Below are 14,303 nucleotides of genomic sequence, written 5' to 3'. Positions count from 1 at the left end.
CACATAGGGGTAGATGTGACGGGAGGCGCGGGGGTGCCGCGCGGAACCGGCGGCTGCCCGGGGAGCCCGCCGCCCTCCGGAACGGGCGTGCGCACTCCCGTCCCGTCCGGCGAAATCCGGCGTTCCGGTCAACGGCAACCCCCGCCCCTCCCGTCACATCTACCCCTATGTGACGGGCAAGCAGAGATCCACCCGACGATCCCCCCGTATCGACTACCCCCGCCGCGGCCGGCGCGGGGTGCGCCGCTGGCTGCCCTCGTGGAGACAGGTGCTCGCCGTCTGCGCCATGTTCCTGGGCGGCCTCGCCGGGCTGTTCGCGTGGGCGTACGCGTACGTGGACATACCGGACGAGAAGGCCGCCGCCCGGCAGGAAGCCACCGTCTACTACTGGGCGGACGGCAGCCAGATGGTCAGCGTCGGCGCGGTCAACCGGCAGAACGTCCCGCTCTCGCAGGTGCCGGTATCCGTCCGGAACGCCGTGATCGCCGCCGAGAACGAGAGTTTCTACACCGATTCCGGGGTGTCCCCGCTCGGCATCGTCCGGGGCGTCTGGAACACCTTGACCGGCGAAGAGGCGCAGGGCGGTTCCACCATCACCCAGCAATACGTGAAGAACACCTACCTGTCCCAGGAGCAGACGCTCAAGCGTAAGGTCGAGGAATTCTTCATCGCCCTGAAACTGGACAACCGGGAGACCAAGGACGACATTCTCCAGGGCTATCTCAACACCAGTTGGTTCGGGCGCGGTTCCTTCGGCATCCAGGCCGCCGCCGACGCCTATTACGGTATTCCGGCCAAGGATCTGAACCCCTCCCAGGCCGCCGCGCTCGCCGCCCTGCTCAAGGGCGCCGACCTGTACGACCCGGCCACCGGCGCGGCGCACCACAAAAGGGCCGTGGCCCGCTGGAAATGGATCCTGGACCGGGAAGTGGACACCGGCCTGATGTCCCGGGCCGAACGCGACCGCTACCGCGTCTTCCCCGAGCCGAAAGAGCCGAAGCCGCCGACCAGCCGCAGCGGCCAGACCGGATATCTCGTCGACGTCGCCGACAAATACCTCAAGAGCCGCACCGGACTCACCGACCGGGATCTCGCCCGCGGCGGCTATCGCATTCACACCACCTTCGAAAAGGACAAGGTGGCACACCTGGCGAAAGCCGTGAACGACGTCCGCCGCCAGTCCATCGATCCGCGGAAACGCCCGGCCGACAAGGACGTGCAATTCGGCGCTGCCTCGGTCCGCGCCTCGGACGGCGCCGTCCTCGCCCTGTACGGCGGCCCCGACGCCACCCGCCACTTCAGCAACAACGCCGACACCGCGGGCGTCCCGGCCGGCTCCGCCTTCAAGCCGTTCGTGCTGGCCGCCGCGCTCCAGGAGGGGCCGCCCCGGCAGGGAGACACGGTCGGCGCCGTACCGATGCCCGCCGGTCCCGCCCCTCTCGACGCCCTTCAGGAGGGCATCGTCACCTCCGAGCACGCCGCCTTCGTCTCCACGGGCAAGCGCATCGGCCTCAAGCGCGTCCGGGACCTGGCCATCGCCACCGGCCTGCGGAAGGAGAGCATGGCGCCGCTGGAACAGACCTTCCCGATCGGCACCTCCACGCCCAGCGCGATCCGCCTGGCGGGTGCCTACACGACCTTCACCCACGGCGGGCGGCGGGCCGAGCCGTACTCGGTGACCGAGGTCGTCCGCGACGGCGAGCGGCTGCCCGGCTTCGCCAAGCCCGAGGTCCGCCGGGTCCTGGACCCCGAGGTGGCCGACGCCGTGACCCGGACCCTGCGGGCGTACGCGTGGAAGACGGTGCCCCCGCAGGCCGGGCCCGAGCTGCTCAAGCGGACGGCGGCGGGCGGCACCGGCGAGCACGACCGGATGAGGTCCGCCTGGTTCATCGGCGACGACGGCGAGCGGACCACCGCCGTCACCATGTTCCGCAACAAGCCCGGCACACCCGGACTGCTCCCGCTCAGCGGCGTCGGCGGCCCGCACTCCCAGCGGGGCGGCACCTTCCCGCCGCGCGTCTGGGCGGCGTACGAGAAGGCGCTGCGGGCGGGATGAGGCGCCGGACGGGCGGACGTACGGAACGCCCGCCCCTATGAGACGGGCGGACATACGGAACGCCCGCCCCTATGAGAGGGGCGGGCGTCCCGTGAACGGCCGGAATCAGTCGTTGGCGACGACCGGGTAGCGCGGCTCGTTTTCGGCCATCTGCTTGAGGACGTCCTTGCGCTCCCGCTTGGACAGCCGGTCGATGTACAGGTACCCGTACAGGTGGTCGGTCTCGTGCTGGAGGCAGCGGGCGAAGTAGCCGGTGCCCCGGACCTTGATCGGGTTGCCCTGCGCGTCCTGGCCGCTGACCACGGCGTAGTCGGGGCGGGCCAGCGGCGCGTAGGCGCCGGGCACCGACAGGCAGCCCTCGTTGGAGTCGTCCAGCACCCGGCGGTCGGCGGGCAGCTCCTCCAGCACCGGGTTGCACACGGCGCCGACGTGCCGCACGCCCTCGTCGTCCGGGCAGTCGTAGACGAAGACCTTCAGGTCCACGCCGATCTGGTTGGCGGCCAGGCCCACGCCCTCGGCCGTGCGCTGGCTGGCGAACATGTCGTCGATGAGCTGCGCCAGCTCGTCACCGAACTCGGTGACGTCCTTGCACTCCTTGTGCAGCACCGGGTTGCCGACGACGGTGATCGGGCGGGAGGTGCCGCGCTCGCGGTGCGCGGCCTCCCGCTGCTCCGCGTCCGTGGTGTCGTCGACGAACCCCTCGTCCGTCCGCTGGTCGTCGCTGTGCTCGTGAACGGGCTGCTGCGCCATGTCCGCCGTACGCCTTCCTGAAAACCCTGATGAACCGACCCAAGCCTACGGGGAGGGTCAGCAGACCTCTTCCAGGTCCCGCCATTCCCGGGTGTCCGGGCTGTCCGCGACCCAGCCGTCCAGCAGGCCCCGCACCAGCGCCGCGGGCGCCGCGATGCCGCACTCGCGCTCGGGGACCCACAGCAGGCCGGAGCCCGCCGTGCGGTGACCGAGCGGGCCCGGGTGACCCGGCTCGCTGTGGTCGTGCGGGTCCAGGTGCTCGCCGTCGCCCTCGTCGCTGGGCATCCGGCTCTCCGAACACGTACGGCACAGCAGGCGGACGGACGAGGACCAGTCCTCCGCCGCGAACCCGGCGTCCGCCGCCAGCCGCTCCAGCGCGTCCCGGTCCGCCTCCGTGGCGGCCTCCAGCAGCACCACCCAGGTCGGCACCGGGGACGGCGCCCACAGCTCGATCTCGTCGAACACCGGGAAGGACGTGCCCTCGGCGGTGGTGCGCTCGCCGTTCGGCACGCCGTCGTGCAGCACGACCTCGCCCCAGCGGCGCCCGGAGGACGGCAGCGGGATGGACAGCACCTCGATACGGGCCGGGTCCAGCCGGCGGCCCCAGACCACCTCCGCCTCGCCCTCGGGCGAGAGGCGCACGGCGGCGCTGCCCAGCTCCATGCCGGACGGCTCGCCATAGGGCGCGCCCTCGCCGGGAACCTTCAGGCCGTACGCCTGCCAGGCGCGGCGGGCCAGCGGCCAGTCCTGGAGGGCGGTGGCCGCGATGCCCACGTTCCACCAGTCGGGGGCCCCCGCCTCGCGGTCCAGCAGCGCCACCGCGCGCAGCCCGGCCGTGCGGGCCTGCTCCCAGTCGTGCCGGAACTTGTGCAGCAGCGCGAGGTTGAACCAGGACTCGGACAGCCACGGCTCCATGTCCGCGGCCCGGGTCAGGAGGGCGCCCGCGTCCTCGTAACGGCCGTCGCCGATCAGCGTGAAAGCGCGGTCGGTCGTCTGCCGCCACGAGGCGGAGGGCCGGTGCCGTACCTTGCCGAAGATCCTCACGATTCCCGCCTGCCGGTTGCGATGTCGGCGCCGTCCTGGGAGGGATCCTGGACGGCACCCTCCCGGGGTGGTGTCCGGTGGTCCGTCACGGTCCGCCGTCGGGCCCGTCCCCGTCGCCGGGCCCCGCGGGTGTCCTTGCCGTCCGCCGCCCCCCTGAACCCCGCGCCGTGGGGGTTCCTCCGCATCCAACCATGCCCATCTCCACGGCCGCTCATTACCCACATTACCCAGCGGCTCCGCGGCCTTCCCGGGGCCGCCGCGCGGGCCCTGCCACCGGGCACGTCATGCCTGGTGGGGCGGGGTGCGAGGCGGTTTCCGGACCGCCGGGTCTCCCCCGTCCCGCGCGGCACGGGTACCCGCTCCCGGGCACCCCGCACCGTCCGTATCCAGGCAATCCGGAGCACCGGACGGCACCTCCGGAACGGGCCCGCGGGGAGGGTGTTTTCCCTTGCCGTCCCGGCGCGCATATGCCGCGCTCCCGTGCGTCAACCGTTCGCTGACGGAGAGCACTTGGTGGCGACCCGTGAACGGGAGTGGCTGCGGGGAAGGGCGCGAGGGTCGGGCAGGGAGCGCCTGATGAGAGAGAAGGGGCGGAAAGGTCGTCCCCGCCGCTGTGGCGTTCGTGCCCCCTCGTGCGCGGGGGCACGGCACCAGTAAGAAGGCTCCCAGTGGAGCCGGCGGCCTTACGGCCGGTTAACCGCGCGGGCGGGCCCGTCGGGCGCGCGTCGCGGTCTCGGATGGCGCGCTTATTCGGCGCGCGCGGCCTCGGAGCGGGCGTCGACGGGGACCTCCGCGGCGGAGGCGGCGGGCTCGCCGTGGCGCGCCTCGTCCCGCGCCGCCTGCTCGCGCCGGGCCTCGTCGAGGACGCCCTGCTCGGGCACCGCCTCGCCCGCCTGGATCAGCTCGATCCGGCTCATGACCTTGGACCGCAGGTCGGTGGGGACGTCGTCGTGCCCGCAGCACCGCTTGACGAGCTTCTTGACGGCCTCTTCGAGGCCGTACATCTCCAGGCACGGCGAGCATTCGTCGAAATGCACCTGGAATTTCTCGGACTCGCCGGCCGGCATCTCATGGTCGAGATACTCGTACAGGTGGTCGAGAATGTCAGCGCAGGCTTTCTCGTGCGGCTCTCCGCAGCTCATGATCCCGAGCCTTTCCGATCGTGCGACTGAGCCGTCGCGGCACCTGCCCCCGCCGGGACCAGCCCGCGTTCACGGGCGTAGTCCTCCAACATGCCGCGCAGTTGGCGCCGGCCACGGTGCAGTCGGGACATCACCGTGCCGATGGGTGTTCCCATGATGTCGGCGATCTCCTTGTACGCAAAGCCCTCGACGTCCGCGAGATACACGGCAATGCGGAATTCCTCGGGAATGGCCTGCAGGGCCGCCTTGACATCCGAATCCGGCAGGTGGTCCAGCGCCTGCGATTCGGCGGAACGCAGCCCCGTGGACATGTGGGACTCGGCCCGCGCGAGCTGCCAGTCCTCGATCTCCTCGGCGGCGCTGCGCTGGGGCTCCCGCTGCTTCTTGCGGTAGGAGTTGATGAACGTGTTGGTGAGGATCCGGTACAGCCACGCCTTGAGGTTGGTCCCCTCGCGGAACTGGTGGAAGGACGCGTACGCCTTCGCGTACGTCTCCTGCACCAGGTCCTCCGCATCGGCCGGATTGCGCGTCATGCGCAGCGCGGCCGAGTACATCTGGTCCAGGAAGGTGAGGGCGTCCCGCTCGAAGCGCGCGTTGCGCTCCGCGGTCGTCTCCCGCACCGTCTCCCGGCTCTCAGAGTGCTCCTCTGCCGTGCCGTCGGTCCCCGCGTCGGTCCCAGTGACCGGACCCACCTCCTCCAACACCGTGACGGATCCGGACGCGGACCCGCTCGAATCGGAGAATAGACGACGATCCCGTGAGCCCGCCGCTCCGACCACTACGGGCCGCGCCGCCGTGAGCTGCGACCACTGCAGGTCGGCGGCCTGCGGGCGGGCTGGGCAAGCGATTCCCATGCGGCGGACTCCCATTCCTCGTGTTTCCCTGTACGGACCTACGTCCCCTCCAACAGCGGAGTCCCGGCGGTCATTCCCGGCCGGGGTGCGGGTCCGCGGGCCGTTGGCGGGAGCGTTCGAGAGGGGCGGTCGTGCGGCCCTCCGCCTTGATCACGAGGACGCTCGGACGGCGCAGTGGTACGGCCCTCCGGCATGATCACGAGGACGCTCGGACGGCACGGGCCGCATCAGCCGAACAGCTCTCCCAGCCACTCCCCCACCGCGTCGGTGATCACGGCGAGTGCCGCCTCCTCCGTGATGTCCGCCTTCTTGGGAATCGCGAAACCGTGGTCCCCATGGGGCACCGGCGCGATCCGGGTGCCCTCGGGGAACTCCTCCGGCCTGCCGAACGGGTCCCGTCCACCCTGCACCACCAGCGTCGGAAGGCCCGCGCCGGTGAGTTCGCCGGCCCGGGAGCGCTCCGGCTTGCCCGGCGGGTGCAGCGGAAAGCTCAGCGCCAGGACGCCGTGCGCGCCCAGCGTCCGCGCCGTGCGGCAGGCGACCCGCGCCCCGGCGCTGCGTCCGCCCGCGACCACCGGCGCCCCCGGCTTCTCCAGCGCGGGCCACAGCGCCGTCCAGGCCGCGTCCAGCGTCTTCGGGGCGGGCGCCAGCTTCTTCCCGGCCACCCGCCAGGGCTGCTCGACCAGCGCCACGCCGTACCCGAGCGAGGGCAGCGCCGCCGCCAGCGCTTGCAGGTCCCGGGCCTCGATGCCGCCGCCGGCGCCGTGGCCGAGGGCGAGCACGGCTTTCGCCCGCCGGGCCGGGTACCAGGTGATCCGGGCCTCGCCCACGGGGGTGTCCACCGTCTCGACCGTCCGGGGGCCGCCGTCCGCCGTCCCGGGCTTCGTCGTCGTCCGCGCCTCACTCATGCGCCCATCCTGCCGCCCGGGGCACCGGTGAACCGTCACCGCCCCTGGGAACGCGGTACGCGTCACCGGCCGACCCTTAGGCACGGACGCGCCTACGTACGGACGCCCCTGACGCACGGCCGCCCCCTCAGAACAGCGTCCCCGCCACCGGCACCGCCCGCTCCTCCGTCAGCTCCGGGCCGTTGTTGCGGACGTTGCTCACCTCCGTCGAGACGGGGTAGGCGCGCATCAGGCCGGGCGGCGGGGGCTGGAGCAGGCCGCGCAGCTCCTCGGGGTCGGTGCGGGAGGGGTCGAGCCAGGCGTCCCAGCGGTCCGGCGTCAGTATCAGCGGCATCCGGGGGTGGATGTCCGCCAGCGAGCGCGGGCCGTCCTCCATGGCGGGGCCCGCGAGCGGCGTGGTCTCCGCCTCCGTCGTGATCACCGTGCAGGTGGCCCACCAGGCCTGCGGGTGGTCGTCCGGGAGTGTGCGGTCCCGCCAGAACTCGTACAGCCCGGCCATCGCCATCACCGACCCGTCGGCGGGCGTGACGAAGTACGGCTGCTTGCGGGGGCGCTTCTTCTTGCCCTGCTCCTCCAGCCGCCGCTCCTCGGGGGCGGTGACCCACTCGTAGTAGCCGTCGCCGGGCACCAGGCAGCGGCGGACCGCGAAGGGGCGCCGGAAGGACGGCTTCTCGTGGACCGTCTCGGCCCGCGCGTTGATCATCTTCACGCCGACGTCGGGCGCCTTGGCCCACGACGGCACCAGTCCCCACTTCAGCGCCCTCATCTGGCGAACCGGGCGCGGGTCCTCCGCGTCCTTCAAAGGGCGCTCAAGTATCACGTGCACGTTCTTCGTGGGGGCGATGTTCCAGTCGGGCGCGAGGAGCTCCTCCGGTTCCCACTTCTCGACCTCGAAGAGCGACACCAGGTCCTCGGGCCCACGACTCGCCGCATACCGTCCGCACATACCTGCCACATTGCCACGTCACCGCGAGGGAAAAGATGGACACCGGTCATATCAACGACGTATGGGACAGGGTTGTGGGCATCCAGCCCGCCCCGCCGTCCTGGCTGGTGGCCGTCACGGCGGCGCTCGCCCTCGCCGCCGTCCTCCCCTACCGGGTGTGGCGGCTGTCACGGAACGCCGTCACCATCGCCCACGAGGGCGGCCACGGCCTGATCGCGCTGCTCACCGGCCGCCGCCTGGAAGGCATCCGGCTGCACTCGGACACCTCGGGGCTGACCGTCTCGCGGGGACGGCCCACCGGGCCCGGGATGGTACTGACGGCCGTCGCCGGGTACGTCGCCCCGTCGCTGCTCGGTCTCGCCGGCGCCGCGCTGCTGGCCGCCGGGCACATCACGGCGCTGCTGTGGGGGGCGACGGCGCTGCTGCTCGCCATGCTCGTCATGATCCGCAACGCGTACGGGGTGCTCACCGTCGTGCTCGCGGGCGGTGCCTTCCTCCTCGTCTCGTGGCTGACCGATCCCCAGGTGCAGTCGGCGTTCGCCTACCTCGTCGTCTGGTTCCTGCTGCTGGGCGGCGTCCGGCCGCCCTTCGAGCTCCAGCGCAAACGCCGCCACGGCGGGGCCCCCGACTCCGACCCGGACCAGCTCGCCCGGCTGACGCAGGTCCCGGCCGTCGTGTGGCTGGGACTGTTCCACGTGGTGACGCTCTGCTGCCTGATCGGCGGGGGACGCTGGCTGCTGGGCGTGTGACCGGACGGGCCCGCCGGTGGCGCGCGCTTCGCGCAGAGTGGCGCGATGCGCACTATCAGTGTCGTGTTTCCTACAGGTTGCGCCACTTTTGATCAAGATTTGCGGGCCGGTCCAGCCATTAAAGTGAGAGGCATGACCGAGAGCCCCGCGCTTCCCGCCCTCTGGCCCGCACCCATCGCTTCCGGAGCGGTTGACGCGACCGTCACCGTGCCCGGCTCCAAATCGGTCACCAATCGTGGCCTCGTGCTCGCCGCGCTGTCCTCCGAGCCCGGCTGGCTGCGCCGTCCGCTGCGCTCCCGCGACACTCTCCTGATGGCCGAGGCGCTGCGCACCATGGGCGTCGGCATCGAGGAGACCCCCTGTTCCAACGCCGCCACCAGCCCGTCCGTCGCCCCGGTCGACGGCGGCGAGGCGTGGCGGGTCATCCCGGCCGGCCTGCACGGACCGGCCACCGTCGACGTGGGCAACGCCGGCACGGTCATGCGCTTCCTGCCGCCGGTCGCCGCGCTGGCCACCGGCCCGATCCGGTTCGACGGCGACCCGCGTTCGTACGAGCGCCCGCTCGGCGGCGTCATCAACGCGCTGCGCGCCCTCGGCGCCCGGATCGACGACGGCGAGCGCGGCGCCCTCCCGATGACCGTCTACGGCACCGGCGCCCTCGACGGCGGCCCGGTGCGCATCGACGCGTCCTCCTCCTCGCAGTTCGTCAGCGCGCTGCTGCTCTCCGCGCCGCGGTTCAACCAGGGCGTCGAGGTCCGGCACGTCGGCGCGGCGCTGCCGTCCCTGCCGCACATCCGCATGACGGTGGACATGCTGCGCAGCGTCGGCGCCCAGGTGGACACCCCCGAGGCCGGCGGCGAGCCGAACGTGTGGCGGGTCACGCCCGGCGCCCTCCTGGGTCGCGACCTGGTGGTCGAACCGGACCTGTCCAACGCCCAGCCGTTCCTGGCGGCGGCGCTGGTCACCGGCGGCCGGGTGACGATCCCGGACTGGCCCGAGCACACCACGCAGCCCGGCGACGCGCTGCGCGAGATCTTCACCGAGATGGGCGGCTCCTGCGAGCTGACCGAGCACGGCCTGACGTTCACCGGCTCCGGCCGCATCCACGGCATCGACGTGGACCTGAGCGAGGTCGGCGAGCTGACCCCGGGCATCGCCGCCGTCGCAGCCCTGGCGGACTCCCCGTCCACCCTGCGCGGCGTCGCCCACCTGCGGCTGCACGAGACCGACCGGCTGGCCGCGCTCACCAAGGAGATCAACGAGCTGGGCGGCGACGTCACCGAGACCGAGGACGGCCTGCACATCCGCCCGCGCGCGCTGCACGGCGGCATCTTCCACACCTACGAGGACCACCGCCTGGCCACCGCCGCGGCCGTCATCGGCCTGGCCGTCAAGGGCGTCCAGGTGGAGAACGTGGCCACGACCGGCAAGACGCTGCCCGATTTCCCGTCGATGTGGGAAACGATGCTCAGCCCGGCGGCGACCCCGGCCCGGAGAGGCTGAGGTCCCCCCGCACCATGCGTCGCTACGGCAAGAACCCCGACGAGGACGACGTCCGCGTCCGCCCCAACCGCAAGGGCAACCGCCCGCGCACGAACATCCGCCCCAAGCACGAGGACGCCCAGGAGGGCCTGGTCCTCACCGTCGACCGGGGCCGCATCACCTGCCTGATCGAGGACCGCACCGTCACCGCCATGAAGGCCCGGGAGCTGGGCCGCAAGGGCGTCGTGGTCGGCGACCGGGTCGCCGTGGTCGGCGATCTCTCCGGCGCCAAGGACACCCTGGCCCGCATCGTCCGGGTCGAGCCGCGCTCGTCCGTGCTGCGCCGCACGGCCGACGACGACGATCCGTACGAGCGGGTGGTGGTCGCCAACGCCGACCAGCTCGCCATCGTCACCGCCTTGGCCGATCCGGAGCCGCGGCCCCGGCTCATCGACCGCTGCCTGGTCGCGGCGTACGACGCCGGGCTGGAACCGCTGCTGGTCCTGACGAAGTCCGACCTCGCCTCCCCGGACAAGCTCCTGGAGTCCTACGGGGCGCTCGGCGTGCCCTACGTCGTCACCAGCCGTGAGGAGCTGGCCGACGGCGCGGCGGCGGACCGGGTGCGCGAGCGGCTGCGCGGCCACATGACGGCGTTCGTCGGGCACTCCGGTGTCGGCAAGACGACGCTGGTCAACGCGCTGGTCCCGGACCGCCAGCGGGCCACGGGGCACGTGAACGCCGTCACCGGGCGCGGCCGGCACACCACCACGTCGGCGCTGGCGCTGCCGTTGCCGGACGACTCGGGGTGGGTGATCGACACGCCGGGCGTGCGGTCGTTCGGGTTGCACCACGTGGACCCGTCGCGGGTGATCCTGGCCTTCCCCGACCTCGTGCCGGGCACCGCCGACTGCCCGCGCGCGTGCAGCCACGACGAGCCGGACTGCGCGCTGGACCAGTGGGTGGCCGACGGCCACGCCGACCCGGCCCGCCTGTACTCACTGCGGCGGTTGCTCGCCACCCGGGAGCGACGCGAAGGAGACTGACGGGCGCCTGAGGGGCGACTGATCAACCGCGAGTTTGCTACCGTCCGAGCGAGGCAAGGAGATAATCACACCAGGCTGGCGAAGCGGTCACCGTGCTTGACACGGTCACCGGTCTTACGGAGGCAATTTCATGGCGTGGCTGCTCGTCGTGGTGGCAGGACTCCTGGAAACCGGCTTCGCGGTGTGCCTCAAGCTCTCCCACGGCTTCACCCGGCTGTGGCCCACCATCGCCTTCGCCGCCTTCGCCCTCGGCAGCTTCGGGCTGCTGACGCTCTCCCTGCGCAAGCTGGACGTCGGCCCGGCGTACGCGGTCTGGACGGGCATCGGCGCGGCCGGCACCGCCATCTACGGGATGATCTTCCTGGGGGACCTGGTGTCCGTCCTGAAGATCGTGTCGATCTCGTTGGTGATCATAGGAGTCATCGGGCTCCAGTTGTCGGGGTCGGCGCACTGAGCCGTGGGATCGGGGGCGGCCCCGACGAGCGGTGCGTGTACGGGGGCCGTCGCCGGGTGCGCGCGTCGGCTGTCCGCTGCCGATAGGCGCACTGACGAGCATGCGGACGGGGCCCGGCCACTGGCGGTCGGGCCGCACGGCAACTCCTGCTTCCGGGTTGCGCCCGGCCGCCCACCCGCTCCCGGGCCCTGACGGAGTGCCTGCCCCTGACACCGGACGCCCTGCCCCTTACACCGGCCTCCCCTCGCCCCGCCGCGGCAACCGGGCGAACGCGTCGCGCACCAGCCGCGTCACCTCCTCCGGTTCCGCCGGGGCGACGACGTAGGACAGGGTCAGGCGGGCCGCCGTGGCGCAGGCGGTGCCCAGCTCGGGGAGTTCCTCCTTGGGCCAGTCCGCCTCCAGGGCCGCCACCGCCCGGTCGCAGAACCGGCCGACGAGCTCCGTCGGCCCCGGCAGCGGTACGTCACCCAGCCCCTCGTCGTCGAACGCGGCGCGCTGGGCGGGCAGCCCGCCGCCCCGCCCGGCCGGCGGCTCCGCCGCCTCCGGACCGCCGTGGACCGCCGTCGGGCCGCCCGCGCCGGCCTGCCGCCGGAGGGCGCCGTGGACCTGACGGCCCATCGGCGGGACCGGCAGCCGTTCGCCCCAGCAGCCGGTGAGGGCCGCGCGGACCAGGGGGTTGGCGCGGGCGGCGCGCAGCGTCCAGGTGGCCGCCGCCACCACCCGGGTCTCCGCGTCCTCCTCCGCCTCGGCGGGCGGCACGCCCGCCGCCCGGTCCCCGGCCAGCGCCCGGTCGACGCCCGCGAGGTAACTCTCCGTCTCCCTGCGCACCAGGGCGCGGGCGAGCCCTTCCTTGCTGCCGAACTCGTTGTAGAGGGTCTGCCGGGACACGCCCGCGGCGGCGGCGACATCGACCATCCGGACACCCGCCCACGGCCTGTCCACGAGCGCCGCGTAGGCGGCGTTCAGCAGGGATTCACGCGCTGTAGGCATCATCGCCTCCCAGGCCGCCCGGCCCGCACGGCCGGTGTGCGGCACAGAATTGACTCGTCCCCAGGGGCTGTCAAGGCCCCGTACGACCCTCGCACGGATGGTCGTGTGGCTGGTGTCGTAGCGCAATCGATACTGTTCGCACATGCCCGACTATCACGATGACCTTCGCCTCGGCCATGTCCTGGCGGACGCCGCGGACGCCGCGACCATGGAGCGGTTCAAGGCGCTCGACCTGAAGGTGGAGACCAAACCGGACATGACTCCGGTGACCGAGGCGGACAAGGCGGCCGAGGAGCTGATCCGCGGTCATTTGCAGCGCGCCCGGCCGCGGGACGCCGTCCTGGGCGAGGAGTTCGGCAGCGAGGGCAACGGCCCCCGCCGCTGGATCGTCGACCCCATCGACGGGACCAAGAACTACGTGCGCGGCGTGCCCGTGTGGGCCACGCTCATCGCCCTGATGGAGCGTGGCGAGGGCGGCGACCGCCCGGTCGTCGGGGTCGTCTCCGCTCCCGCGCTGAACCGCCGGTGGTGGGCGGCGGAGGGGCTGGGCGCGTTCACGGGCCGCAGCCTGACCTCCGCGAACCGGCTGCGGGTCTCGAAGGTGGCGCGCACTCAGGATGCGTCCTTCGCCTACTCCTCCCTCACCGGCTGGGAGGAGCGCGGCAAGCTCCCGGGCTTCCTGGAACTGAGCCGGGACTGCTGGCGCACCCGGGCCTACGGAGACTTCTGGCCGTACATGATGGTCGCCGAGGGGTCGGTGGACTTCTGCGCGGAGCCGGAGCTGTCCCTGTGGGACATGGCGGCCTGCGCCATCATCGTGCAGGAGGCGGGCGGCCGGTTCACCGGGCTGGACGGCGTGCCCGGCCCGCACAGCGGCAACGCCGCCGCCTCCAACGGCCTGCTGCACGGCGAACTGCTCGGCTACCTGGGCGACAGCCGGCACTGAGGGACGGGCGGCACCGCGGGCGGCGCGGTGGTTCACGCCTCGCGGGGCGGTGGGGTGGCGCACGCCCCGCCGCCCCGTTCGCATGACGCGCCCCGGCGCCCGTACGGCGGGTTCACTCCGGCGCCCCGCTCAGGTGCCCGGCTCCTGCGGCCCACTCCGGCGCCCGTTCCGCGCGCCGCGCTCCGGATCTCACGCCTTGCGGGCCGTACGCGCGCACCCTGTAGGCCGTACAGGCCCGTCCGAAATACGCGCACCGCGTTACCGGTCGGCCGAACCGACCACCCCGCGCTCCTTGTTGCGGCCACGACCGCATGTGAACATGAGAATCCCCCAGCTTGTGAACTTGTGCATTCCCCCGTCGGCGCTCGTCGAGTGCCGGGCATGCACGGCGAACCGGTTCACCAAGGAGGTGGCTCCACTCCATGCCCATGCACGTACGTGACGCCATGAGCACGGTGGTCCTCACCATCGGCCCCACCCACACGCTCCGTCAGGCGGCTCACCTGATGGCCGCGCGCGGCGTCGGGGCGGCCGTCGTCCTGGACACCGACACCAGCGGACTCGGCATCCTCACCGAGCGCGACATCCTCAACTCCCTCGGCGCGGGCGAGAACCCCGACCGGGAGACCGCCCAGACCCACACCACGTCCGACGTCGTCTTCGCCTCACCCGAGTGGACCCTCGACGAGGCCGCGGACGCCATGGTGCACGGCGGATTCCGCCATCTGATCGTCCTGGACGACCTGGAGCCGGTCGGCATCGTGTCGGTACGGGACATCATCCGGTGCCGCACCACCGTCCCGGCGCGCGCGAGCGCCGTACCGGCCTGAGTCCGTAAGGACCTGAATCCGTAGGAGTTTGGCTCCGTAGGGGCTTGGGTCCGTAGGGGCCTGAGCCCGCACCGGCCCCGGCCCGGCCCGCGTGGCGCCCCGTCGGGGT

Annotated in this window: 14 protein-coding genes; 7 read left to right on the top strand and 7 right to left on the bottom strand. The window is 72.5% G+C overall.

Annotation, left to right across the window (positions count from 1 at the left end; all coding sequences use genetic code 11):
* The first annotated feature begins 169 nt into the window (after positions 1 to 169).
* Entirely contained in the window at positions 170 to 2,056 is a 1,887-nt protein-coding gene (locus tag ABZX96_RS37025; protein ID WP_355553741.1) for a transglycosylase domain-containing protein, read from the top strand.
* Between the two features lie 105 nt (positions 2,057 to 2,161).
* On the opposite strand, the gene def is transcribed toward ABZX96_RS37025, so the two are convergent.
* The 6 genes from def to ABZX96_RS36995 all read right to left on the bottom strand — a co-directional run bounded on the left by def (position 2,162) and on the right by ABZX96_RS36995 (position 7,700).
* A complete protein-coding gene (def, locus tag ABZX96_RS37020) occupies positions 2,162 to 2,806 on the bottom strand; it encodes a peptide deformylase (protein WP_355553738.1) in 645 nt (214 codons plus the stop codon).
* A gap of 57 nt (positions 2,807 to 2,863) precedes the next feature.
* The gene (locus ABZX96_RS37015; RefSeq protein WP_355553735.1) at positions 2,864 to 3,850 is read right to left on the bottom strand and encodes a hypothetical protein; all 987 of its coding nucleotides are present in this window, start codon (positions 3,848 to 3,850) and stop codon (positions 2,864 to 2,866) included.
* 746 nt (positions 3,851 to 4,596) lie between these two features.
* Positions 4,597 to 4,992, bottom strand: coding sequence for a mycothiol system anti-sigma-R factor (gene rsrA, locus ABZX96_RS37010; RefSeq protein WP_355553733.1), 396 nt, complete (start codon positions 4,990 to 4,992; stop codon positions 4,597 to 4,599).
* The gene (locus ABZX96_RS37005) at positions 4,989 to 5,684 is read right to left on the bottom strand and encodes a sigma-70 family RNA polymerase sigma factor (RefSeq protein ID WP_355553731.1); all 696 of its coding nucleotides are present in this window, start codon (positions 5,682 to 5,684) and stop codon (positions 4,989 to 4,991) included. The genes rsrA and ABZX96_RS37005 overlap by 4 nt, the downstream gene beginning before the upstream one ends.
* A 389-nt stretch (positions 5,685 to 6,073) precedes the next feature.
* The gene (locus tag ABZX96_RS37000; protein ID WP_355553728.1) at positions 6,074 to 6,754 is read right to left on the bottom strand and encodes an alpha/beta family hydrolase; all 681 of its coding nucleotides are present in this window, start codon (positions 6,752 to 6,754) and stop codon (positions 6,074 to 6,076) included.
* A gap of 127 nt (positions 6,755 to 6,881) precedes the next feature.
* Positions 6,882 to 7,700, bottom strand: coding sequence for an SOS response-associated peptidase (locus ABZX96_RS36995; protein ID WP_355553725.1), 819 nt, complete (start codon positions 7,698 to 7,700; stop codon positions 6,882 to 6,884).
* A 35-nt stretch (positions 7,701 to 7,735) separates the two neighbouring features.
* Between ABZX96_RS36995 and ABZX96_RS36990 the strand changes: the two genes are divergently transcribed.
* From ABZX96_RS36990 to ABZX96_RS36975, 4 genes are all read left to right on the top strand, one after another.
* On the top strand, positions 7,736 to 8,449 hold the full coding sequence (locus ABZX96_RS36990; RefSeq protein WP_355553723.1) for a M50 family metallopeptidase: 714 nt from the start codon (positions 7,736 to 7,738) through the stop codon (positions 8,447 to 8,449).
* A gap of 132 nt (positions 8,450 to 8,581) precedes the next feature.
* The gene (gene aroA, locus ABZX96_RS36985) at positions 8,582 to 9,952 is read left to right on the top strand and encodes a 3-phosphoshikimate 1-carboxyvinyltransferase (RefSeq protein WP_355553720.1); all 1,371 of its coding nucleotides are present in this window, start codon (positions 8,582 to 8,584) and stop codon (positions 9,950 to 9,952) included.
* Between the two features lie 14 nt (positions 9,953 to 9,966).
* On the top strand, positions 9,967 to 10,974 hold the full coding sequence (gene rsgA, locus ABZX96_RS36980) for a ribosome small subunit-dependent GTPase A (protein ID WP_355553717.1): 1,008 nt from the start codon (positions 9,967 to 9,969) through the stop codon (positions 10,972 to 10,974).
* Between the two features lie 130 nt (positions 10,975 to 11,104).
* Positions 11,105 to 11,428: a multidrug efflux SMR transporter gene (locus ABZX96_RS36975; RefSeq protein ID WP_355553714.1), complete on the top strand. Its 324-nt coding sequence runs from the start codon at positions 11,105 to 11,107 to the stop codon at positions 11,426 to 11,428.
* A gap of 228 nt (positions 11,429 to 11,656) precedes the next feature.
* Here the strand turns inward: ABZX96_RS36975 and ABZX96_RS36970 are convergent, their stop codons facing one another.
* Positions 11,657 to 12,418 (bottom strand): TetR/AcrR family transcriptional regulator, encoded by a 762-nt coding sequence (locus ABZX96_RS36970; RefSeq protein WP_355553711.1) that lies wholly within the window; start codon positions 12,416 to 12,418, stop codon positions 11,657 to 11,659.
* Between the two features lie 142 nt (positions 12,419 to 12,560).
* Here ABZX96_RS36970 and hisN point away from each other — a divergent pair, with 142 nt between their 5' ends.
* Positions 12,561 to 13,364, top strand: a complete 804-nt coding sequence (gene hisN / locus ABZX96_RS36965) for a histidinol-phosphatase (protein WP_355553709.1) — start codon at positions 12,561 to 12,563, stop codon at positions 13,362 to 13,364.
* Positions 13,365 to 13,792: 428 nt separating this feature from the next.
* The gene (locus ABZX96_RS36960; RefSeq protein WP_355553744.1) at positions 13,793 to 14,194 is read left to right on the top strand and encodes a CBS domain-containing protein; all 402 of its coding nucleotides are present in this window, start codon (positions 13,793 to 13,795) and stop codon (positions 14,192 to 14,194) included.
* Positions 14,195 to 14,303 lie beyond the last annotated feature (109 nt).

Source organism: Streptomyces sp. NPDC003077, from assembly GCF_040611095.1.
Taxonomy (GTDB): Bacteria; Actinomycetota; Actinomycetes; order Streptomycetales; family Streptomycetaceae; genus Streptomyces.
This window is presented reverse-complemented; position numbering and strand designations above follow the sequence as displayed.

Coding starts and splice junctions, on each gene's coding strand:
- hisN (WP_355553709.1), top strand. CDS start 12,561: ATGCCCGACTATCACGATGACCTTCGCCTCGGCCATGTCCTGGCGGAC.
- ABZX96_RS37000 (WP_355553728.1), bottom strand. CDS start 6,754: ATGAGTGAGGCGCGGACGACGACGAAGCCCGGGACGGCGGACGGCGGC.
- ABZX96_RS36990 (WP_355553723.1), top strand. CDS start 7,736: ATGGACACCGGTCATATCAACGACGTATGGGACAGGGTTGTGGGCATC.
- ABZX96_RS36995 (WP_355553725.1), bottom strand. CDS start 7,700: ATGTGCGGACGGTATGCGGCGAGTCGTGGGCCCGAGGACCTGGTGTCG.
- ABZX96_RS36975 (WP_355553714.1), top strand. CDS start 11,105: ATGGCGTGGCTGCTCGTCGTGGTGGCAGGACTCCTGGAAACCGGCTTC.
- aroA (WP_355553720.1), top strand. CDS start 8,582: ATGACCGAGAGCCCCGCGCTTCCCGCCCTCTGGCCCGCACCCATCGCT.
- rsrA (WP_355553733.1), bottom strand. CDS start 4,992: ATGAGCTGCGGAGAGCCGCACGAGAAAGCCTGCGCTGACATTCTCGAC.
- def (WP_355553738.1), bottom strand. CDS start 2,806: ATGGCGCAGCAGCCCGTTCACGAGCACAGCGACGACCAGCGGACGGAC.
- ABZX96_RS36970 (WP_355553711.1), bottom strand. CDS start 12,418: ATGCCTACAGCGCGTGAATCCCTGCTGAACGCCGCCTACGCGGCGCTC.
- ABZX96_RS36960 (WP_355553744.1), top strand. CDS start 13,793: ATGCACGTACGTGACGCCATGAGCACGGTGGTCCTCACCATCGGCCCC.
- rsgA (WP_355553717.1), top strand. CDS start 9,967: ATGCGTCGCTACGGCAAGAACCCCGACGAGGACGACGTCCGCGTCCGC.